This window comes from Salinisphaera sp. PC39, from assembly GCF_040361335.1.
GTDB lineage: Bacteria > Pseudomonadota > Gammaproteobacteria > Nevskiales > Salinisphaeraceae > APNM01.
Genome location: NZ_APNM01000003.1, coordinates 57,793 through 77,404 on the forward strand (window position 1 = coordinate 57,793; position 19,612 = coordinate 77,404).

21 protein-coding genes and 3 tRNA genes are annotated in these 19,612 nt (G+C 69.0%); 22 read left to right on the top strand and 2 right to left on the bottom strand.

Annotation, left to right across the window (positions count from 1 at the left end):
• Window positions 1-51: 51 nt before the first annotated feature.
• The 10 genes from PC39_RS04080 to PC39_RS04125 all read left to right on the top strand — a co-directional run bounded on the left by PC39_RS04080 (window position 52) and on the right by PC39_RS04125 (window position 7,027).
• Entirely contained in the window at window positions 52-696 is a 645-nt protein-coding gene (locus PC39_RS04080; protein ID WP_353252097.1) for a hypothetical protein, read from the top strand.
• Window positions 657-1,730, top strand: a complete 1,074-nt coding sequence (locus PC39_RS04085; RefSeq protein ID WP_353252098.1) for a glycosyltransferase family 4 protein — start codon at window positions 657-659, stop codon at window positions 1,728-1,730. Before PC39_RS04080 ends, PC39_RS04085 begins: the two co-directional genes overlap by 40 nt.
• Before the next feature lie 30 nt (window positions 1,731-1,760).
• Window positions 1,761-2,015 (top strand): type II toxin-antitoxin system VapB family antitoxin, encoded by a 255-nt coding sequence (locus PC39_RS04090; RefSeq protein WP_353252099.1) that lies wholly within the window; start codon window positions 1,761-1,763, stop codon window positions 2,013-2,015.
• A complete protein-coding gene (locus PC39_RS04095) occupies window positions 2,015-2,407 on the top strand; it encodes a type II toxin-antitoxin system VapC family toxin (RefSeq protein WP_353252100.1) in 393 nt (130 codons plus the stop codon). The genes PC39_RS04090 and PC39_RS04095 overlap by 1 nt, the downstream gene beginning before the upstream one ends.
• 1 nt (window position 2,408) lies before the next feature.
• Window positions 2,409-3,356 carry an ADP-glyceromanno-heptose 6-epimerase gene (gene rfaD, locus PC39_RS04100; protein WP_353252101.1) on the top strand — a complete coding sequence of 316 codons (948 nt, stop codon included), beginning with the start codon at window positions 2,409-2,411 and terminating at the stop codon, window positions 3,354-3,356.
• A gap of 68 nt (window positions 3,357-3,424) precedes the next feature.
• Window positions 3,425-3,652, top strand: coding sequence for an AbrB/MazE/SpoVT family DNA-binding domain-containing protein (locus tag PC39_RS04105; protein WP_353252102.1), 228 nt, complete (start codon window positions 3,425-3,427; stop codon window positions 3,650-3,652).
• A gap of 5 nt (window positions 3,653-3,657) precedes the next feature.
• Window positions 3,658-4,068 carry a type II toxin-antitoxin system VapC family toxin gene (locus tag PC39_RS04110; protein WP_353252103.1) on the top strand — a complete coding sequence of 137 codons (411 nt, stop codon included), beginning with the start codon at window positions 3,658-3,660 and terminating at the stop codon, window positions 4,066-4,068.
• Between the two features lie 43 nt (window positions 4,069-4,111).
• Window positions 4,112-5,134 (top strand): lipopolysaccharide heptosyltransferase II, encoded by a 1,023-nt coding sequence (gene waaF, locus PC39_RS04115; protein WP_353252104.1) that lies wholly within the window; start codon window positions 4,112-4,114, stop codon window positions 5,132-5,134.
• A 226-nt stretch (window positions 5,135-5,360) separates the two neighbouring features.
• The gene (locus tag PC39_RS04120) at window positions 5,361-6,284 is read left to right on the top strand and encodes a branched-chain amino acid transaminase (RefSeq protein ID WP_353252105.1); all 924 of its coding nucleotides are present in this window, start codon (window positions 5,361-5,363) and stop codon (window positions 6,282-6,284) included.
• Window positions 6,266-7,027 (top strand): 3-deoxy-D-manno-octulosonic acid kinase, encoded by a 762-nt coding sequence (locus PC39_RS04125; protein WP_353252106.1) that lies wholly within the window; start codon window positions 6,266-6,268, stop codon window positions 7,025-7,027. Before PC39_RS04120 ends, PC39_RS04125 begins: the two co-directional genes overlap by 19 nt.
• A gap of 27 nt (window positions 7,028-7,054) precedes the next feature.
• On the opposite strand, the gene lpxL is transcribed toward PC39_RS04125, so the two are convergent.
• Window positions 7,055-7,987, bottom strand: a complete 933-nt coding sequence (lpxL, locus tag PC39_RS04130) for an LpxL/LpxP family Kdo(2)-lipid IV(A) lauroyl/palmitoleoyl acyltransferase (RefSeq protein ID WP_353252107.1) — start codon at window positions 7,985-7,987, stop codon at window positions 7,055-7,057.
• 78 nt (window positions 7,988-8,065) lie between these two features.
• On the opposite strand from lpxL, the gene hldE reads away from it, so the two are divergent.
• The 3 genes from hldE to PC39_RS04145 are packed head-to-tail and all read left to right on the top strand — an operon-like array spanning window position 8,066 to window position 11,820.
• Entirely contained in the window at window positions 8,066-9,502 is a 1,437-nt protein-coding gene (gene hldE, locus PC39_RS04135) for a bifunctional D-glycero-beta-D-manno-heptose-7-phosphate kinase/D-glycero-beta-D-manno-heptose 1-phosphate adenylyltransferase HldE (RefSeq protein ID WP_353252108.1), read from the top strand.
• Window positions 9,499-10,779, top strand: coding sequence for a lipid IV(A) 3-deoxy-D-manno-octulosonic acid transferase (gene waaA / locus PC39_RS04140; RefSeq protein ID WP_502950848.1), 1,281 nt, complete (start codon window positions 9,499-9,501; stop codon window positions 10,777-10,779). Before hldE ends, waaA begins: the two co-directional genes overlap by 4 nt.
• An 18-nt stretch (window positions 10,780-10,797) precedes the next feature.
• Window positions 10,798-11,820: an LLM class flavin-dependent oxidoreductase gene (locus tag PC39_RS04145; RefSeq protein ID WP_353252110.1), complete on the top strand. Its 1,023-nt coding sequence runs from the start codon at window positions 10,798-10,800 to the stop codon at window positions 11,818-11,820.
• Window positions 11,821-11,825: 5 nt separating this feature from the next.
• Here PC39_RS04145 and PC39_RS04150 read toward each other — a convergent pair.
• Window positions 11,826-11,900 (bottom strand) — tRNA-Val (locus PC39_RS04150).
• A 129-nt stretch (window positions 11,901-12,029) separates the two neighbouring features.
• Here PC39_RS04150 and PC39_RS04155 point away from each other — a divergent pair.
• From PC39_RS04155 to nadA, 9 genes are all read left to right on the top strand, one after another.
• Entirely contained in the window at window positions 12,030-13,112 is a 1,083-nt protein-coding gene (locus PC39_RS04155) for a DegT/DnrJ/EryC1/StrS family aminotransferase (protein ID WP_353252111.1), read from the top strand.
• A 159-nt stretch (window positions 13,113-13,271) separates the two neighbouring features.
• A tRNA-Ala gene (locus PC39_RS04160) sits at window positions 13,272-13,347 on the top strand.
• A 4-nt stretch (window positions 13,348-13,351) separates the two neighbouring features.
• A tRNA-Glu gene (locus PC39_RS04165) sits at window positions 13,352-13,427 on the top strand.
• Between the two features lie 83 nt (window positions 13,428-13,510).
• The gene (locus PC39_RS04170) at window positions 13,511-14,836 is read left to right on the top strand and encodes a UDP-glucose dehydrogenase family protein (protein ID WP_353252112.1); all 1,326 of its coding nucleotides are present in this window, start codon (window positions 13,511-13,513) and stop codon (window positions 14,834-14,836) included.
• 81 nt (window positions 14,837-14,917) lie between these two features.
• The gene (locus PC39_RS04175) at window positions 14,918-15,259 is read left to right on the top strand and encodes an FmdB family zinc ribbon protein (RefSeq protein ID WP_353252113.1); all 342 of its coding nucleotides are present in this window, start codon (window positions 14,918-14,920) and stop codon (window positions 15,257-15,259) included.
• The gene (locus PC39_RS04180; RefSeq protein ID WP_353252114.1) at window positions 15,256-15,897 is read left to right on the top strand and encodes a DUF502 domain-containing protein; all 642 of its coding nucleotides are present in this window, start codon (window positions 15,256-15,258) and stop codon (window positions 15,895-15,897) included. The genes PC39_RS04175 and PC39_RS04180 overlap by 4 nt, the downstream gene beginning before the upstream one ends.
• 52 nt (window positions 15,898-15,949) lie before the next feature.
• The gene (locus tag PC39_RS04185) at window positions 15,950-16,462 is read left to right on the top strand and encodes a DUF6653 family protein (protein ID WP_353252115.1); all 513 of its coding nucleotides are present in this window, start codon (window positions 15,950-15,952) and stop codon (window positions 16,460-16,462) included.
• An 86-nt stretch (window positions 16,463-16,548) separates the two neighbouring features.
• Window positions 16,549-18,342: an aspartate--tRNA ligase gene (gene aspS, locus PC39_RS04190; protein WP_353252116.1), complete on the top strand. Its 1,794-nt coding sequence runs from the start codon at window positions 16,549-16,551 to the stop codon at window positions 18,340-18,342.
• A gap of 102 nt (window positions 18,343-18,444) precedes the next feature.
• A complete protein-coding gene (nadA, locus tag PC39_RS04195) occupies window positions 18,445-19,545 on the top strand; it encodes a quinolinate synthase NadA (protein WP_353252117.1) in 1,101 nt (366 codons plus the stop codon).
• Window positions 19,546-19,612 lie beyond the last annotated feature (67 nt).

A 19,612-nucleotide genomic window follows, 5' to 3' on the forward strand; every position in this document is an offset into this window, starting at 1 on the left:
ACAACGATGCATCTTCGAAATCATGTCATCTACTGGATTTTGCCCACGGCAGTGATCCTGGTGCTCCTCGGGATGTATTTCTCGAACGTGCCGCCGCTGATGGAAATACTCGCGCCGCAGGTCAATCGTGAGCTCGGCCTGCTGGAGAACCTGCAGAACGCGGTTCTGGTGGCGATCATCGTGATGATGGTGGTCCGGCTGCGCCGGGCGCGGGAGACGGTCGAGCGCGGATTCTTCGGGCTGATCGCGGCCGCCAGCGTATTCATACTCATGGAGGAGCTGGATTGGGGAACCCATTTCTGGTGGGCCCTGCACGGCCTCGACTGGCAAACCCGGCCGGTGCTCAATATCCACAACCAGGGCGAGAACTCGGATCGCTTCAAGTTCGTCGGCAACCTCTTGCTGGTCGTGTTCTTCGTGATCCTGCCCTGGTTCCGCTTCGCGGCGCACCGGGTGTGGGTGCGGTTCCTGCAGCCCAGCCGCTGGTACCTGCTCACGGCGCTGGCGATGGTGTTGCTGTCGGAGTTGGCGCATACCCTGGAGGAGACGGTTCCGCCGGAGCCGAACTACCTGGACAACAGCATGAGCGAGTACCGCGAGTTGTTCACCTATTACGTCTGGGCGCTGTATTTCGGGGCGCTGGCGTTCAAGCGCGAATGGCCGACCCGCGACGCCGGAGCGGCGGCCGCCGGGTGATCCCGGTCTGCCACGTCAATCTGGCGCGCGGTTTCCGCGGCGGCGAGCGCCAGACCGAACTGCTGGTGCGGGCGCTTGCCGAGCGCGGCGTGCCGCAACGGATCGTGACCCGCCGCGGCCAGCCGCTGGGATCGCGCCTGGCCGACGTGCCGGGGCTGGCGCGACGTGAGGTGGCGCGCCCCTTCCTGCGGGCCCTGCCGTTCCTGCGCGGCTGCATCGTCCATGCCCACGAGGCCAAGGCCGCGCACCTGGCGCACTGGGCGCATATCCTGACGCGGACTCCCTATCTGATCACCCGCCGGGTGGACAACGCGCCCGGACGCAGCCGGACGACGCGCGCCATGTACCGGGCCGCCGCACGCGTGGTCGTGCTCTCGGATGCCATCGGCGCGGTGATGCGCGACTACGATCCCGGCCTGGACACGGTGGTCATTCCGAGTGCCTCGGCCGGCCTCGCGGCGGATCGGGCGCGGACCGAATCGTTGCGGCGGTCGTGGAGCGGGGACCTGGTCATTGGCCACGTCGGCGCCCTGCACCACGCCCACAAGGGGCAGGGCGACCTGATAGAAGCCTTCGCGCGCCTGGCGCCGCGCCATCCCGGCCTGCGCCTGGTCCTGGTCGGCGACGGTGTCGACGAGGCGCGTTTCCGGGCCCGGGCGGCGGACACGCCCGGCGTGATCTTCGCCGGGCGCACGGACAACGTGGGTGATTACCTGGCGGCCTTCGATATCTTTGCCTATCCCTCGCTGCACGAGGGCCTGGGTTCCGCGCTGCTGGACGCCATGCAGGCCGGACTGCCGATCGCGGCGACCCGCGTCGGCGGTATCCCCGAACTGGTGACGGACGGCGACAACGGCCTGCTGGCCGAGCCCGGCGATCCGGCGGGACTGGCGCATATCCTGGAACGCCTCGTTCGCGACCCGGCGCTGCGGCGGCGGCTGGGCGAGGCGGGGCGCCGTCGTGTGGCGGCCTACGCCCCCGCCGCCATGGCCGAGCGTTACCTGGCGCTGTATCGGGAACTGGGCGTGTTATGATTCCTGTATATATGCGTGGTAGAAATCTATATGGCGCTGAGTATCAAGGATGCAGAAGCTGATCGTCTTGCCCGCGAGCTCGCGGCGCGCACCGGCCAGAGTCTGACCAATGCCGTCACCGCGGCGTTGCGCGAGCAGTTACGGACGTTGCGGGACCGGGAGGATTGCGACCTGATTGCCGACGATCTACAGGAGATCGCCCGGCGATGTGCACAGCGGCCAGTCCGCGACCGCCGGACGCCGGAGGAGTTGGTCGGCTATGACGAGCACGGGTTGCCGCGCTGATGGTCCTCGACACCTCGGCGATAGCCGCGATCTTCTTCGGCGAGCCGGAGGCGGCGGTTTTCTCCGACCGGATAGCCCGGACACCGCACTGCTATCTGTCGGCCGCGACCTTGCTGGAATCGTCGATCGCGCTGGAACGGCGCTTTTCGCCCGAGGCCTGCGACGATCTGGACCTTTATATCTATCGCGCGGGTATCGAGACCGTGCCGGTCGACGAGGCCCAGGCCCGTCTGGCCCGGCGCGCCTATCGCAACTACGGCAAGGGCAACCACCCGGCGGGCCTCAACTACGGCGATTGCTTTGCCTACGCGCTCGCCAGGATTCTGCGACAACCTTTGCTGTTCAAGGGGGATGATTTCTCGATGACGGATTTACCGACGGTGCGGGTTTGACATGATCGTAGTGACAGGGGCAGCGGGCTTTATCGGCAGCAACCTGGTCGAGGGGCTCAATCGCTGGGGGCGGCGCGACGTGGCGGTGGTGGACGATCTCCGTGACGGCACCAAGTGCCGCAACCTCGCCGATCTCGATTTCGGCGACTACTTCGAGCACGACGAGTTCGAGGCCCGGCTCGCCGCCGGCGACGACCTCGGCATCGAAGCGGTCTTCCACCAGGGGGCCTGCTCCGACACCACGGAGTGGGACGGCCGCTACATGATGGCCAACAATTTCCGCTACTCGCGTACCCTCCTGGACTATTGTTCGGCGCGCAACATCCCCTTCATCTACGCCTCATCGGCCTCGGTCTACGGCGCCGGCCCGGATTTCGCCGAGGACCGGACCAACGAACGGCCGCTGAACATGTACGCGTTCTCCAAGTTCGCGTTCGACCAGCACGTGCGCTCGCGGGTCGGCGAACTGGGCTGCCAGGTGGCCGGCCTGCGCTATTTCAACGTCTACGGCCCGCGCGAGCAGCACAAGGGCAAGATGGCCAGCGTGGCCTACCACTTCAAGAACCAGATCGAGGCCGAGGGCGAGTGCCGGCTGTTCGCGGGCAGCGACGGTTACGGCGACGGCGAGCAGCGGCGCGATTTCGTCTATGTCGGCGACTGCGTGGCGGTGAATCTCTGGCTCTGGCGCTCGGGGGTCTCCGGTATCTTCAATTGCGGCACCGGCCGCAGCCAGACCTTCAATGAGGTCGCCGACGCCGTGATCGCCTGGCGCGGCGACGGCCGCAAGCGCTACATCCCGTTCCCGGACGAGCTCAAGGGCCGCTACCAGAGCTTTACCGAGGCCGATCTCGGCCAGCTCCGGGCCGCGGGCTACGACGGCCGCTTCCGGCCGGTGGAGGAGGGCGTGCCGCTTTATCTCGACTGGTTGGCGGCGCAGTCGGCGGATTGATTGTCCCCTGGTTTTTCCCCGGCGGAGGTATTACTATCCGAGGTAATACCTTTGCCGGGAGCCGAAGCATGCGCGTCACATCCAAGGGGCAGGTCACGATTCCGGTGGATATCCGCCGGCTGCTGGGGATCACGCCGAACAGCGAGGTCGAGTTCGTGGTCGAGGACGGCCGGGTGGTGCTGCGTCGCCTGCCGGGGTTGCCGGGGCGCGGACGCGCCTTGGTGGAGCGGATGCGCGGCCGGGCCACCGCCCGTAGCCGCACGGACGAGATCATGGATCTCACGCGCGGGGAGTAGCGGCCATGACCTATCTCATCGACAGCGACATCCTGCTGGACGTGGTCCAGGAAGACCCGGAGTGGTTCGCCTGGTCCGCCGACACCCTGGCCGAGATCTCCGAGCACGGCACCATGGCGATCAATCCCATCATCTATGCCGAGGTCTCCATGGGCTTCGAGCGTATCGAGGACATGGAGCGGGTCCTGCCGGCCAGCGATTTCCGCCGTCTGTCCCTGCCGCCCGAGGCGGCGCGCATGGCGGGCGAGCGTTTCATGCGCTACCGCAGGGACGGCGGCAAGCGGCGCTCGCCGATGCCCAATTTCCTGGTCGGCGCGCACGCGGCGGTGGCCGGTCTGACGCTGGTCACCCGCGATGCGGGACGTTTCCGGACCTATTTCCCGTCCGTGACCCTGGTCGCGCCCGAGAACGAATGAGGCCGGGCGCCGGCTTGAGCCCGTCCCGCGACCGGACACGATGATGGCGGGACGGATACTGGTCGTCGGCCCCGCCTGGGTCGGTGACATGGTCATGACCCAGAGCCTGCTGACGACCCTGGCCGAGCGCGCGCCCGGGGCCGAGATCGACGTGCTGGCCCCGGCCTGGAGTCAGCCGATCATCGCGCGCATGCCCCAGGCACGACGCGGTATCGAGCTGCCCACCGGCCACGGCGAACTCGGCTGGGGCAAGCGCCGGCGGCTGGGACACGAGCTGCGCGCGGCCGGTTACGATCGCGCGATCGTGCTGCCGCGATCGGCCAAGGCGGCGCTGGTGCCCTGGTTCGCCCGTATCCCCGTGCGCACCGGTTACCGCGGCGAATCGCGCTACGGCCTGATCAACGACATGCGCGACCTGGATAAGTCGGTATTGACCCAGACGGTGCAGCGTTTCGTGGCCCTCGGTCTGCCGCCGGACGCACCGCAGCCGCCGATGGTGCCGTACCCGGCGCTGACGGTTGACTCCGGCCGCCGGGCGGCCCTGCTGGCAGAGCACGGTCTCGACGGCGGGGCCTCCCTGGTGGCGTTGATGCCGGGCGCCGAATACGGTCCGGCCAAGCAGTGGCCGGTCTCCCATTTCGGTCGCCTGGCGGAACGTCTGGCCGCCGAGGGGCACCGCTGCGTGATCCTCGGTTCGCCCAAGGAGCGGACGCTGGGCGAGCGGATCGCCGCCTACGCCCCGGGCACCGTCAATCTCTGCGGCCGCACCGAGCTGGTGGACGTCGTGGACCTGCTCGCGGCCTGTCGCGCGGCGGTCAGCAACGACTCGGGGCTGATGCACGTCGCCGCGGCCATGGGCGTGCCGCTGGTCGCGGTATACGGCTCTTCGACCCCGGCGTATACGCCGCCATTGTCGGACCGGGCCGGCGTGCTGCACCTGGGACTGGCCTGCAGTCCCTGCTTCGAGCGGGTCTGCCCGCTGGGTCACACCCAGTGCCTGACCCGCATCGGCGTGAGCGACGTCGCGGCGGCGCTGGCGGAGAGGCTGCCCCCTGTGGTCAAATGACCGCCCCGGCGCGCGGCGCCGGGGCGGTCATCCCGGAAACGGCGGAGCCGTTATCCGGGATCCAGCGGGCGGATCGAAATCCCCTCTGTCTCCCCTTCGCGAAAGGGGAGGACCATTTATTTCCCTCTTTGAAAAAAGGGGGCATGGGGGGATTTCGTCCCCCGACGTATGGTTGGTACGGGAAGCGGCATGACCGCGACCGGGAATCACTCTTAGCGGAGGCAGCATGGCTTCGATGGCGGACCGCGACGGTCTCATCTGGCTGGACGGCGAGCTCGTGCCCTGGCGCGAGGCGAAGGTGCACGTCCTGACCCACACCCTGCACTACGGCATGGGGGTGTTCGAGGGCGTACGCGCCTACGCCACCGAGCGCGGGCCCGCGATCTTCCGTCTTGAAGACCATACGCGCCGCCTGTTCCGGTCGGCGAAGATCCTCAACATGCCGATGCCGTTCGACGCCGAGACCCTGAACGAGGCGCAGAAGACGGTGATCCGCGAGAACCGCCTCGAGTCGGCCTATATCCGGCCGATGTGCTTCTATGGCTCGGAGGGCATGGGTCTGCACGCGGATTCGCTCAAGACGCACGTCATGGTCGCGGCCTGGACCTGGGGCAGCTACCTGGGCGAGGACAACATGACCCGCGGCATCCGGGTGAAGACCTCCTCGTACACGCGGCACCACGTGAACTCCGCGATGTGCAAGGCCAAGGCCAACGGCCACTACTTCAACTCGATGATGGCGGTCAACGAGGTCAGCGCCGACGGCTACGACGAGGCCCTGCTGCTGGATACCGACGGCTACGTGGCGGAAGGCAGCGGCGAGAACATCTTCATCATGCGCGAGGGCGAGTTGCTGACGCCGGACCTGCGCAGCGCGCTGGACGGCATCACCCGCCGCACCATCCTGACCTACGCCGAGGACCTGGGCATTCCCTGCCGGGAACGGCGCTTGACCCGGGACGATGTCTACATCGCCGACGAAGCCTTTTTCACCGGCACCGCGGCCGAGGTCATGCCCATCCGGGAGCTGGACAATCGACCCATCGGCGACGGCAAGCCCGGGCCGGTGACCCAGCAACTCCAGCAGCGCTACTTCGACCAGGTGACCGGCAAGCGCGACGATCATCCGGAGTGGCTGACCTTCGTGTGAAGCCGGACGACGTCGCGTCCCGCGCGCGGGAGAGCCGCGACGGCGACAACCTGCTGCTCTGGGACGCCGGGCGCCTGACGCGCGCCCGGCCGCAGCATTTCGATCCCGACTGGTGGGCGGACCGCGGCGAATTGCGGCCGGTGGTGGCCGGCCGCGGAGCCGCCTGGTTCGTGCATGGCGCGGGCGGGGAATGGGTCCTGCGCCACTACCGCCGCGGCGGTCTGGTCGCGCGCTGGATCGAGGATCATTATCTCTGGACCGGCATTCGCCGCACCCGCGCCTTCGCGGAATGGCGACTGTTGGCGGTCCTCGCCGGGCAAGGGTTGCCGGTGCCGGCGCCGGTGGCCGCGCGGGTGCGGCGACAGGGCATTCGCTACGCGGCGGACTTGATCACGGTCCGTATCCCGGACAGCGAGAGTCTGGCCCAACGCCTGGGCCGGGCGCCGCTTCCCGCCGCCCGGTGGCAATCGTTGGGACATCTGGTGGCGCGTTTTCACGAAGCCGGTGCCTGTCACCACGACCTGAACGCCCACAACATCCTGGTCGACGGTCGGGGTCGGTTCTGGCTGATCGACTTCGACCGCGGCCGGCTGCGCCGACCGGGCCGCTGGCGCCGCCACAATCTCGCACGCCTGCGCCGCTCCCTGGACAAGCTTGCCGGGCAGGGGAGCGGGCTGCATTTCCGCGAGACCGACTGGCAGGCCCTGCACGGCGGTTACCTCATGGGCCCGAGCGCGCACTGAGCGGGCAAGGACCTCCGTTGCGGGCGTTCAGCCCGAAGCCCGCTCCGCGTACGGGTCGTGCTTGCCGTCCTTGAAGCGCTGGTGCAGCCAGAAGTACTGCGCCGGGGCCTCGCGCACGATGTCCTCGATCAGGGCGTTCAGACGGCGCGCGTCCGCTGACTCGTCCCCGCTCGGGAAATCCGCCAGGGGCGGGCGTACCACCAGGCGATAGCCGCGGCCGTCCTCGCGCCGGAGGGTGAAGAAGGGGACTACCGCGGCCCCGCTCATCGCCGCGATCCGGCCCGTGGCCAGGCTGGTCCGGGCCGGGTTGCCGAAGAAGGGCACCTGGCCGCTGAACTTGTTGCGGGCCTTCTGGTCGGCGGCGTACCAGACCGCGTCCCCGCGCTTGAGCGCCTTGAGCAGACCGCGCACGTCGTCGTTGGGAATGCTGCGTCCGCCGATGTGGTGCTCGCGCCGGCGCCGCATGACGTAATCCACCACCGGGTCGTGCGGCGGCTTGTACATCGCCGTCGTGGTCAGACCGAGTCGCTTGAGATGGATCTGGGCCATGCGCACGCCCAGCTCCAGCGAGGTGAAGTGGGCCGACAGCAGCAGGATGCCGCGGCCCTTCGACACGGCCGATTCCAGGTGCCGTAGTCCTTCCAGGTCGGTCAGGCGCCGGATCTTGGCGGCCGAGCCCCACCAGCAGATCAGGGTCTCCATCGCGCCCATGCCCACCGAGCGGAAATGCTCGCGCAACAGCCGGCGGCGCTCGGACTCGTCCAGCTCCGGAAAGCACAGGCGCAGGTTCACGTCCGCCACATGCCGGCGATGCCGCAGCAGCGGGTAGGCCAGATCGCCGATCCGGCGGCCCAGCCACATCTGGACCGGGTAGGGCAGTACGCCCAGAAGCCGGCCGAGGCCCATCAAGAGCCAGCTCGGCCAGTGACGCGGCGCGTAGGGAGGTGTTTCTTTTTCCATCCGGGGTGTCGTCGGGGGCGGTACACATCGCCGTGAAGCGCCCGTATGATGCGCGAATCGTTTGCCCGTTGAAAGTCGATGCAGCGTATTCCCTGTTTCGAAAGCGCCCGCGTGCTGGTCGTGGGCGACGTGATGCTGGACCGCTACTGGCATGGCGACACCGGCCGGATATCGCCGGAGGCGCCGGTGCCGGTCGTGCGCATCGGACGCGAGGAGCTGCGCATGGGCGGCGCCGGCAACGTGGCCCTGAACCTGGCCCGGCTGGGTGTGGCGACGACCCTGGTCGGGGTGATCGGCGACGACGAGGCCGGCCGCATTACCGCCCGGCTATGCACCGAGGCGGGTATCGACGCGCATCTGGTCCGCAGCGGCGACCATCCCACCATCGCCAAGCTGCGGGTCATCAGCCGCAACCAGCAGCTCATCCGGCTGGATTTCGAGGAGGGCCTGGGGGAGGCCACGGCGTTCGACCGCCGGGCGTTGCGACAGTCGTTCGATGCCGCCCTGTCGGATGCCGGTGCCGTGATCTGCTCCGACTACGGCAAGGGTACGCTGGCGGGCGTCGCCGATCTGATCGCCGCCGCGCGTGCCGCGGGCAAGCCGGTCCTGGTCGATCCCAAGGGCACGGACTGGTCACGTTACCGCGGCGCCAGCCTGATCACGCCCAATCTGAGCGAGTTCGAGGCCGTCGTGGGCGAGGTCGCCGACGATGCCGCGCTGGCCGCACGCGCCCACGAGCTGCGCCGGGATATCGAGCTGGAAGCGTTGCTGGTCACCCGTAGCGAGCGCGGCATGAGCCTGTTCGAGGGCGACGGCGACACGCATCTGCCGGCGCAGGCCCAGGAAGTGTTCGACGTCACCGGTGCCGGCGACACCGTCATCGCGCTGCTCGCCGCCGGCCTGGCCGCCGGCCAGACCCTGCCGGAAGCGGCCCAGCTCGCCAATCTCGGGGCCGGCGTGGTGGTCGCCAAGCTCGGCACCGCCACGGTCTCGGTGGCCGAGCTGCGGCGCGCGGCGCGCGCCCGACATACCAGCGACATCGGCATCCTCGACGAGGACGGCCTGCTGGCCCACATGGAGGAGGCGCGCGCGCACGGCGAGCGGGTGGTCATGACCAACGGCTGTTTCGACCTGCTGCATCCGGGGCATGTGCGCTACCTGGAGGCCGCGCGCGAGCTCGGCGACTGGCTGGTGGTGGCGGTCAACGACGATGATTCCGTACGGCGCCTCAAGGGCGACGACCGGCCGGTCAACCCCTTGCGCCACCGCATGGAGGTGTTGCGCGGCTTGACGGCGGTCGACTGGGTGGTGCCGTTCTCCGAGGACACGCCCGAACGCCTGATCTGCAAGCTGCGCCCGGACGTGCTGGTCAAGGGCGGCGACTACGCGCCGGACGAGATCGCCGGCGCCGGCTGCGTGCGCGAGGCCGGCGGCGAGGTCCGGGTACTGGACTTCGTGGACGGCTATTCCACCACCGATATCCTCGCGCGGCTGGGCACGCGGCGGGACGGCTGATGCGCGCCCTTTACACCGGTCTGTTGTACCTGGCATTGCCGCTGGTCTTTCTCTATTTCCTCTGGCGCGGCCTGCGCGAGCCCGGCTATTTGAAAGGCTGGGGCGAGCGTCTCGGACTGGGGCGCCGCCCGCCGCCCGGCGGTATCTGGCTGCACGCCGCGTCGGTGGGCGAGGTGGCCGCCGCCGTGCCGCTGCTGCGGGCATTGCGCGAACGCGATCCGGACTTGCCGCTGGTGGTGACGACGTTCACCCCCACCGGCCGCGACCGGGCGCGATCGGCGCTGGGCGGAACGGCGCATGTCGTATACCTGCCGTTGGACCTGCCCGGCGCGGTGCGTCGCTTCCTGCAGCACGCGCAGCCGCGGCTGGCCATCCTGCTGGAGGCCGAGCTCTGGCCGAACCTGCTGCACGGCTGCCGTGCCGCCGGCGTGCCGGTACTGCTCGCCAATGCACGGCTGTCGGAGGCGGCGGCCGCCCGCTATCGCCGTGGCGTTCAGGGTCGCCTGATCGGCGACGCCCTGCGCGGCATCGATTGCATCGCCGCCGTGTCCGACGAGGACGCCGAGCGTTTCACGGCCCTGGGCGTTCCCGCGGAACGGGTCGCGGTGACCGGCAATCTGAAGTTCGACCTGGAGCTGCCGGCCGGCGTGGAAGAGCGGGGCGCGGCGCTGCGCCGGGATTGGGGGGCGGCCGAGCGGCCCGTCTGGATCGCGGCGAGCACCCATGCCGGCGAGGAAGAGATCGTGCTGTCCGCGTTCGCGGAGTTGGTTGGCCGGCATCCCGATCTGCTGTTGGTGCTGGTGCCGCGGCACCCGCAGCGTTTCGACGGTGTCGCCGAGTTGTGCCGCCGCAGCGGTTTTGCCTGCGCCCGGCGCAGCCGCGATGAGCCGGTGACCGCCGGAACGCAGATCCTGCTCGGCGATACCCTCGGGGAATTGGTGTTGTTCTATGCCACGGCCGACCTGGCCCTGGTCGGCGGCAGTCTGGTGCCGGGGATCGGGGGACACAACCTGCTGGAGCCGGCCGCGCTGCGGCTGCCGGTGGTCACCGGCGAGCATCTCGGTGCCTGGGAGACGGTGGCCGACTGGCTGCGCGAGGCCGGCGCGCTCTGCCGGGTGGCCGACGCCGCCGCCCTGGCATCGGCGGTGGACGAATGTCTGGAGGATCACCACGGCCGCAAGATGGCGGGACTCGGCGCGGCGCGCGTGGTCGAGGATCACGGCGGTGCGCTGGCGCGTACGCTGCGCCTGGTGCCGGGCCTGTTGACTGCCGCCTAGAAAGCTCGGCCAAAGACCATGCGATACGACCTTTCGATTCTCGACTTGCTGCCGGTGACGGCGGGCACCACGGGTGCGCAGGCGGTGCAGAGGAGTCTCGACCTGGCGCGGCTGGCCGAGGAGCTCGGTTTCGTGCGCTACTGGGTCGCCGAGCATCACGGCATGCCGGCGGTCGCCAGCGCCGCGCCGGCGGTGCTTCTCGCCCGTATCGGCGCATTGACGCAACGCATCCGCATCGGCTCCGGCGGGATCATGCTGCCCAACCACGCCCCGCTGCGCGTGGCCGAGGCGTTTCGCACGCTGGAGGCGCTGTATCCCGGCCGGGTGGACCTGGGGCTGGGACGGGCGCCGGGCTCGGACGCCCGCGCGTCCCGGGCGCTGGGCGCGGTCTCCGGCGAGCGCTTCGGGGCCATGCTCACGGAGATGGTGGGCCTGGCCGACGGCACGCTGCAGGAAAACCATCCCCATGCCGGGGTGGTCGTGATGCCGGACGGGGTCGAGCTGCCGCCGATCTGGATCCTGGGGTCGAGCGGGGCGAGCGCGGCGGCGGCGGGCGACGCCGGCATGGGCTACGCCTTCGCCAGCCATTTCAGTCCCGCGCCCGCCGAACCGGCCCTGCGGCGCTACCGCGAGGCGTTCCGGCCATCGTCCCGTTTCCCCCGGCCGCACGCGATCCTGGGCGTCTCGGTGGTGTGCGCGCCGACCGACGAGGAGGCGCAACGGCTGGCCGCCAGCGGCGACCTGTTCGCCCTGCGTCTGGCACGGGGCGATCTGCAGCCGCTGCCGACCCCCGAAGAGGCGCTGGCGTACGAGTACTCGGAAGGTGAGCGGGCGCTGGTGGCGGAAAACCGGGCGCGCCACATCATCGGCACCGCGGGGCACGTGGCCGCGCGGCTGGAAACGCTTGCGGCCGAGACCGGGGCGGACGAACTGATGGTGGTGAGCAACGTGACCGACCACGATGCCCGGTTGCGGGGCTACCGCCTGCTGGTGGAGGCGCTTCGGGAAGGGCCGGCCGGTTCGGCTGGGTCGACCCCTTGATGATTTGGTGGGCGGTGCTGGGATCGAACCAGCGACCCCTGCCGTGTGAAGGCAGTGCTCTCCCGCTGAGCTAACCGCCCCAGCCGGCGCAGGATAGTAAGTGCTGGCCGGGGCCGCGTCAACGCGCGGTGCCCTCCCGCGCCGATGGTAAACTGTGCGCCGTTCGGGTCGATCCCGGCCCCCATTCAGCGATGCCGCGCGAGGCGCCCATGCAGTTCATCGATCTCCAGTCCCAGTACCACCGGATCAAGGATGACGTCGACCGGCGCATCCATGCGGTGCTGGATCACGGCCAGTACGTCATGGGTCCGGAGATCGACGAACTCGAGAAACGACTGGCCGACTACGCCGGCATCGAGCATTGCGTGGCGCTTTCCAGCGGCACGGACGCGCTGCTGGTGGCGATGATGGCCCTGGACATCGGCCCCGGGGACGAGGTGATCACGACGCCGTTCACCTTCATCGCCACCGGCGAGATGATCATGCTGCTGGGGGCCACGCCGGTGTTCGCGGACATCGACCCGCGCACCTACAATCTCGATCCGGCGAGCGCCGAGGCGGCGATCACCGCGCGCACCAAGGCGATCGTGCCGGTCAGCCTGTACGGCCAGTGCGCCGACATGGACGCCTTCAACGCCGTCGGCGAGCGTCACGGCGTGCCGGTGATCGAGGATGCCGCGCAGAGCTTCGGCGCCACCTACCAGGGCCGGCGTTCCTGCGGCCTGTCGCGATTGTCGGCGACCTCGTTCTTCCCGGCCAAGCCGCTGGGCTGTTACGGCGACGGCGGCGCGGCCTTCACCGACGATGCCGATCTCGCCCTGCGCATGCGCGAGCTGCGCAACCACGGCCAGGATCGGCGCTACCACCACCCGCGCATCGGCATCAACGGCCGGCTCGACACCATGCAGGCGGCCGTGTTGCTGGCGAAGCTGGACATCTTCGACGACGAGGTCGCGGCCCGTGGGCGTCTCGGCGCGCGCTATACCGAGCTGCTCGGCGACGCGGTCCGGACGCCGTATCTCGCGGAAGGCAACACCAGCGTGTACGCGCAATACACGGTGGAGGTCGACGACCGCGACGGCGTGCGCGCGTCCCTGGAAGCGGCCGGCGTGCCCACCGCGGTGCATTACCCGGTGCCGCTCAACCGTCAGCCGGCGCTGCGGGTGGATGCCGACGTGCCGGTCGCCGAGGCCGCCGCCGGGCGGGTGATGAGCCTGCCCATGCATCCCTACCTGTCGGAGGACGATCAGGACCGCGTGGTCGCCGCCCTGCGGGCGGCGGTCGGGGCCTGAGAGAATTGCCGCTTGTGACCGCGGGTCTTGGTCTCTATAATTCGCGCCTCTGAATCAGGTCGCAGGTTACGGATTACAGGGAACCGGGAAGGAAAATGCCGAACGCATCGATCTCTTCCCCCTGTCACCCGTGCCCTGTAACCTGCAAGCGTTCAGTACGGGGCCATAGCTCAGTTGGGAGAGCGCGACACTGGCAGTGTCGAGGTCGGGGGTTCGAATCCCCCTGGCTCCACCATCTTGTCCCCATCGTCTAGAGGCCTAGGACACCGCCCTTTCACGGCGGTAACAGGGGTTCGAATCCCCTTGGGGACGCCATCGTCTTCGCGGAAGTGTCACCCGGCCGCGGGACACTGACAGGGTCCGGCCGCCGTCGGCGGCACGCATCTGGGAGAGCGAGCGTGCGGATCACCATCTTCGGCACCGGCTACGTGGGACTCGTGACCGGTGCGTGCCTCGCCGAGACCGGTAACGATGTCCTCTGCATGGATGTCGACCGCGACAAGATCGCCCGCCTCGAACGCGGCGAGATTCCCATCTACGAGCCCGGCCTGGAGCCCATGGTCCGCGACAACCACGCGGCCGGGCGGCTGTCCTTCACCAGCGACCCCGAGCGCGCCGTGGCCCACGGCAAGCTCCAGTTCATCGCGGTGGGCACGCCGCCGGACGAGGACGGTTCCGCCGACTTGAAGTATGTGCTCGCGGTGGCCCGGACCATCGGTGAGCACATGGACGGCTATCGCCTGGTGATCACCAAGTCGACGGTGCCGGTGGGCACTTCCGACAAGGTGCGCGAGGCCCTGGCGGACACGCTCGCGAAGCGCGGCTCGGCGCTCGAATTCGACGTCGCCTCCAATCCCGAGTTCCTGAAGGAGGGCGCCGCGGTCGAGGACTTCATGAAGCCCGACCGCGTGGTCATCGGCGTGGACAACGACCGCGCCGCCGAGCACCTGCGCGCCCTGTACGCGCCCTTCAACCGCAACCACGACCGCACCATGGTCATGGATATCCGCTCCGCGGAGCTGACCAAGTACGCGGCCAACATCATGCTGGCGGCCAAGATCAGCCTGATGAACGAGCTGTCGCAGGTCGCCGACCGCGTGGACGCGGATATCGAGCGGGTACGCACGGCCATCGGCGCCGACCACCGTATCGGTTACCACTTCATCTATCCGGGCTGCGGCTACGGCGGTTCCTGCTTCCCCAAGGATGTGCGCGCGCTCGGCCACACCGCCGCCGGTCTCGGCTACGAGACCCGCATGATCCGGGCGATCGAGGCGGTCAACGACGACCAGAAGCGGGTGCTGTTCGAGCGCCTGTCCGGACATTTCGGCGGCGACCTCGAGGGCAAGACGATCGCGGTCTGGGGGCTGGCCTTCAAGCCCAACACCGACGACATGCGCGAGGCGCCGAGCCGCACGCTGATGGAAGCCCTGTGGCAGGCGGGCGCCCGGGTGCGGGCGCATGATCCGGAGGCGATGGAAGAGACCCGCCGCATCTACGGCGAGCGCGACGATCTGGTGTTGTGCGGGAGCGCCGACGAGGCCGCCGAGGGCGCGGATGCGCTCGTGCTGGTCACCGAGTGGCATATCTTCCGCAGCCCCGATTTCGACCGCCTGCGGGACCTGATGCGCGGCCGTCTGGTGGTCGACGGCCGCAACATCTATAACCCCGCCTACGTCACCGAGCACGGCTTTACCTACTACGGTATCGGCCGCCGGGGCTGACCCGCGGCCCTTGCATTCGCCGCGCCAGACCCTATCTTGGCGCGAGTCGCCGGAGGTCCGGCATCAGGCTTGGGGGTAGGCATGCCCATCTATGAATACGTCTGTCGCGAGTGCGGCGAGGAGATCGAGAAGCTGCAGAAGCTCTCGGACGCGCCGCTGACCGAGTGTCCCGCCTGTCACAAGGACGCGCTCAAGCGCAAGATTTCCTCGGCCGGCTTCCGGCTGGCCGGTGGCGGCTGGTACGAGACCGATTTCAAGTCCGAGGGCAAGCGCAACCTGGCCGGCGACCAGGGCGGCACCGAGAAAAAGGGCGCCGGCGAGACCAAGTCCGATAGCGGCAAGTCCGACGGTGGCAAATCCAACGGCGGCAAGAGCGGCGGCAGCAAGAGCGAGAGCAGCACGGGATCCGGCGCCACCGCATGATCCGGCGCTGGTTCATCGCCGGCCTGCTGGTCTGGCTGCCGCTGGCGGCGACCGTGCTGGTGCTGCAATTGCTGGTCAATTTTCTCGATCGCTCCTTGCTCCTGCTGCCGCCGTCGTGGCGTCCGGAGGCCCTGCTCGGCTTCGGTATCCCGGGACTGGGGATCATCCTGAGCCTGCTGCTGGTGCTCGTGACCGGCTTTTTGGCCGCGAACATCGTCGGGCGTCGGGTGGTCGACCTGGGCGAGTCCCTGTTGGCTCGCATTCCGCTCATCCGCAGCGTCTACTCCGGGGTCAAGCGGCTGGCCGAGACGGTGTTCGGCGATGCCGGCAATTCCTTCCGCAAGGTGCTGCTGGTGGAGTATCCCCGGCGCGACTGCTGGACGCTGGCCTTCCAGACCGGCGCCCCGGTCGGCGAGGTCCAGGACCGCACCGCGCGCCATCTGCTCACGGTGTTCGTGCCCACCACCCCGAATCCGACATCGGGTTTCGTGATCCTGTTGCCGAAGGAGGACGTCATCGAGCTGGACATGTCCGTGGAGGACGGTTTGCGCATGGTGATCTCGCTGGGCGTGGTCACGCCCGAGGACGTGGGGGTGGCGCCGGCGCGCGGCGGTCCCGCGGGGGCGCGGACGCCTTGATTGCGCGCCCCCTGGCGGCCATGCTCACCGTCCGCTGAACGGGTAGGGCGATATGCCGTTCGACATCTATCGCGGCGCCGCCCGGGCGCACGGCATGGACGATGCCGCCTGGGAGCGTCACGCCAATCCCTGGAGCGTCTGGACCCGGGTCGCGACGCTGCCGTTCCTGCTGCTGGCTATCTGGTCGCGCGCCTGGATCGGACCCTGGGCCTGGGTCGCGGTGGTCCTGGTCTTTCTCTGGATCGCGCTCAATCCCCGGTTGTTCCCGCCACCACGGCGCACCGACCGCTGGTCGTCGCGCGCCACCTTCGGCGAACGCCTCTGGCTGCGGCGCGACGAGCTGACGCTGCCGGCGCGGCACCGGGTGCTGCCGCACGCCCTGACGGCCGCGGCCGGACTGGGCATGGCGGTGGCCCTGGCGGGCGCGCTCATGCAATGGTTCTGGCCGATGCTGCTGGGCGGCCTGGTGGCCTGGCTCGGCAAGCTCTGGTTCTGCGACCGCATGGTGTGGTTGTTCCAGGACATGTGCGAGGTCGATCCGCGCTACCGCGACTGGATCCGCTGATTTCGCGCGCGGCGCCGTCCGTACTGACCTGAGGCGCGAACTCGTTTAGTATTGCGCGCCTTTCAGGCCATTCAATCCGGTAAGCGATGCGTTCCCACTACTGCGGCGAGGTCAACGAGACGCACATCGACGGCGATGTCCGGGTGTGCGGTTGGGTCCATCGGCGGCGCGACCACGGCGGCGTCATCTTCATCGATCTGCGGGACCGCAGCGGGCTCCTGCAGCTCGTTTTCGATCCCGACGACGCCGAGACCTTCGAGCTCGCCGAGCGCCTGCGCCCGGAATACGTGATCCAGGCCGCCGGCAGCGTGCGGCACCGGCCGGAGGGCACGGTCAATCCCAAGCTGGCGACCGGACAGGTCGAGGTCGTCTGCGGGGAGTTGAACGTGCTCAACGCTTCCGAGACCCCGCCGATCCAGCTCGACGAGACCGAGCACGTCGGCGAGGAGGCGCGCCTGCGCTACCGGTACGTGGAACTGCGCAAGCCGCGCATGCAGCGGCATTTCCAGCTACGCGCCCGGGTCACGCGCGCCCTGCGCGCCTTTCTGGACGAACGCGGGTTCCTGGACCTGGAGACCCCGATCCTGACCAAGGCGACGCCCGAGGGCGCGCGCGACTACCTGGTGCCGAGCCGCACGCATCCGGGCCAGTTCTTCGCGCTGCCGCAGTCGCCGCAACTGTTCAAGCAGTTGCTGATGGTCGCGGGCATGGACCGTTACTACCAGATCGCGCGCTGTTTCCGCGACGAGGACCTGCGCGCCGACCGCCAGCCCGAATTCACCCAGCTCGATATCGAGGCCTCGTTCGTGGACGAGGCGGAGATCATGGCCCTGAACGAGGCCATGATCCGGCAACTGTTCGCCGAGGTGCTGGAGGTCGAGCTGCCGGAGCCGTTCCCGCGCATGACCTACGCCGAGGCCATGCGCCGCTACGGCTCGGACAAGCCGGACCTGCGCATCGACCTGGCGCTGGTCGATATCGCCGACCTGGTCGCGGATGCGGAATTCAAGGTCTTCTCCGGGCCCGCCAACGATCCCGCGGGCCGGGTGGCCGCCCTGCGCGTGCCCGCCGGCGGCGAGCTCACCCGCAAGCAGATCGACGACTACACCGATTTCGTCGGCCGCTACGGCGCCAAGGGCCTGGCCTATGTCAAGGTCAACGATGCCGCCGCCGGCCGCGAGGGCCTGGCCTCGCCGATCCTCAAGTTCCTGTCGGACGAGGCCATCACCGGCGTGCTCGAGCGCACCGGCGCCGCCGACGGCGACCTGATCTTCTTCGGCGCCGATCGGGCCCAGGTGGTCAACGACGCCCTCGGCGCGTTGCGCGTGCGCCTGGGGCACGACCTGGGGCGGGTCGAAGCCGGTTGGCGTCCGCTGTGGGTGGTGGACTGGCCGATGTTCGAGTGGGATGCCCGCGAGAAATGCTGGCACGCCCTGCATCACCCGTTCACCGCGCCCGCGGTGGACGACGCCGACGCCCTGCGCGCGGCGCCCGGCGAGGCCCTGTCGCGGGCCTATGACCTGGTGCTCAACGGCACCGAGCTCGGTGGCGGGTCCATCCGTATCCACGAGCCGGCGATGCAGCGTGCGGCATTCGAGGTGCTGGGCATCGGTGCCGAAGAGGCCGAGGAGAAATTCGGGTTCCTGCTGGAGGCGTTGCGCTACGGCGCGCCGCCGCACGGCGGCATCGCCTTCGGGCTGGATCGCCTGGTGATGCTGATGGCGGGCGCGGACTCGATCCGCGAGGTGATCGCCTTCCCCAAGACCCAGACCGCCACCGACCTGCTCACCGGCGCGCCGGGGGCGGCCGATGCCGCCCAGCTACGCGAGCTCGGCATCCGGCTGCGGGAGCGTCCCCGCGGCGAGTCGACGGAGGGCTGACGGTCCGGGCCGGACCCGCCCGACCGGACGTTCAGGGCGGGCCGCCCTGTGATACTCTTGGGGGTCCACCCGCAAGGGTTATCGACCCGAGACACGAGCGTTATGGCGGCCACAGCTTTCGCCCTCCAGGACTTCTCCAGGCTCGACGACGCGGCCTGCGACGAGCGCATCCGCGCCGCCAAGGCGGCGCTCGGCGAGCGCTGCGTGATCCTGGGGCATCATTACCAGCGCGACGAGGTCTTCGCGCACGCCGATTTCTCCGGCGATTCGCTCAAGCTGTCCAAGCAGGCGGCCGAGTGCGATGCCGAGTACATCGTGTTCTGCGGCGTGCATTTCATGGCCGAGGTCGCCGACATCCTGTCGCGGCCGGAGCAGACCGTGATCCTGCCGGACATGGCGGCCGGCTGTTCCATGGCTGACATGGCCAACCTGCGTAACGTCGAGCGCGCCTGGAAGGAACTGGCCCAGGTGCTGGACCCGGACGAACAGGTCACGCCGGTCACCTACATCAATTCCGCCGCCGATCTAAAGGCCTTCTGCGGCCGTCACGGCGGCATCGTGTGCACGTCGTCGAACGCCCGCGGCGTGCTCGATTGGTCGTTCTCCCGGCGCGAGAAGGTGCTGTTCTTCCCCGATCAGCATCTGGGGCGCAACACCGGCCACGACATGGGCATCCCGCTGGACGAGATGGTCACCTGGGACTTCGACAAGCCCATGGGCGGTCTCACCGAGGAGGAAATCCGCAAGGCCCGCATCATCCTCTGGAAGGGTTTCTGCTCGGTGCACCAGATGTTCCACCCGAACCACATCGACAAGTTCCGGGAGCAGCATCCCGACGGTCTGGTGATCTCGCACCCCGAGAACGCCTTCGAGGTATGCCAGAAGTCCGACTACGTCGGCTCCACCGAGACCATTCTCAAGACCGTGCGCGCCTCCGAACCCGGCACCCATTGGCTGGTCGGCACCGAGCTCAATCTGGTCAACCGGCTGCACAACGAGATGGCGCCCAAGGGCGTGAAGGTGCAGTTCATGTCGCCGGTGGTGTGCATGTGCTCGACCATGTTCCGCACCGATCCCCAGCATCTGGCCTGGGTCATGGACAATCTGGTCGAGGACCACGTGGTTAACCGCATCCGGGTGCCGGAGGACGAGGCCCGCGAGGCCAAGGCCGCGCTCGACCTGATGCTCGAGATCACGGCCTGACGGCGGCTGTTTCGGGTTGCGGGCTTCGCGTTTCGTGATGTGAGCCTCGTCCGGGGGCACGGGCCGC

What these genes read in the sequence shown, in the direction of transcription:
- PC39_RS04085 (WP_353252098.1), top strand. Translation starts at nt 657, where the DNA reads ATGGCCGACCCGCGACGCCGGAGCGGCGGCCGCCGGGTGATCCCGGTC.
- PC39_RS04090 (WP_353252099.1), top strand. Translation starts at nt 1,761, where the DNA reads ATGGCGCTGAGTATCAAGGATGCAGAAGCTGATCGTCTTGCCCGCGAG.
- PC39_RS04095 (WP_353252100.1), top strand. Translation starts at nt 2,015, where the DNA reads ATGGTCCTCGACACCTCGGCGATAGCCGCGATCTTCTTCGGCGAGCCG.
- rfaD (WP_353252101.1), top strand. Translation starts at nt 2,409, where the DNA reads ATGATCGTAGTGACAGGGGCAGCGGGCTTTATCGGCAGCAACCTGGTC.
- PC39_RS04105 (WP_353252102.1), top strand. Translation starts at nt 3,425, where the DNA reads ATGCGCGTCACATCCAAGGGGCAGGTCACGATTCCGGTGGATATCCGC.
- PC39_RS04110 (WP_353252103.1), top strand. Translation starts at nt 3,658, where the DNA reads ATGACCTATCTCATCGACAGCGACATCCTGCTGGACGTGGTCCAGGAA.
- waaF (WP_353252104.1), top strand. Translation starts at nt 4,112, where the DNA reads ATGGCGGGACGGATACTGGTCGTCGGCCCCGCCTGGGTCGGTGACATG.
- PC39_RS04120 (WP_353252105.1), top strand. Translation starts at nt 5,361, where the DNA reads ATGGCTTCGATGGCGGACCGCGACGGTCTCATCTGGCTGGACGGCGAG.
- lpxL (WP_353252107.1), bottom strand. Translation starts at nt 7,987, where the DNA reads ATGGAAAAAGAAACACCTCCCTACGCGCCGCGTCACTGGCCGAGCTGG.
- hldE (WP_353252108.1), top strand. Translation starts at nt 8,066, where the DNA reads ATGCAGCGTATTCCCTGTTTCGAAAGCGCCCGCGTGCTGGTCGTGGGC.
- PC39_RS04145 (WP_353252110.1), top strand. Translation starts at nt 10,798, where the DNA reads ATGCGATACGACCTTTCGATTCTCGACTTGCTGCCGGTGACGGCGGGC.
- PC39_RS04155 (WP_353252111.1), top strand. Translation starts at nt 12,030, where the DNA reads ATGCAGTTCATCGATCTCCAGTCCCAGTACCACCGGATCAAGGATGAC.
- PC39_RS04175 (WP_353252113.1), top strand. Translation starts at nt 14,918, where the DNA reads ATGCCCATCTATGAATACGTCTGTCGCGAGTGCGGCGAGGAGATCGAG.
- PC39_RS04180 (WP_353252114.1), top strand. Translation starts at nt 15,256, where the DNA reads ATGATCCGGCGCTGGTTCATCGCCGGCCTGCTGGTCTGGCTGCCGCTG.
- PC39_RS04185 (WP_353252115.1), top strand. Translation starts at nt 15,950, where the DNA reads ATGCCGTTCGACATCTATCGCGGCGCCGCCCGGGCGCACGGCATGGAC.
- aspS (WP_353252116.1), top strand. Translation starts at nt 16,549, where the DNA reads ATGCGTTCCCACTACTGCGGCGAGGTCAACGAGACGCACATCGACGGC.
- nadA (WP_353252117.1), top strand. Translation starts at nt 18,445, where the DNA reads ATGGCGGCCACAGCTTTCGCCCTCCAGGACTTCTCCAGGCTCGACGAC.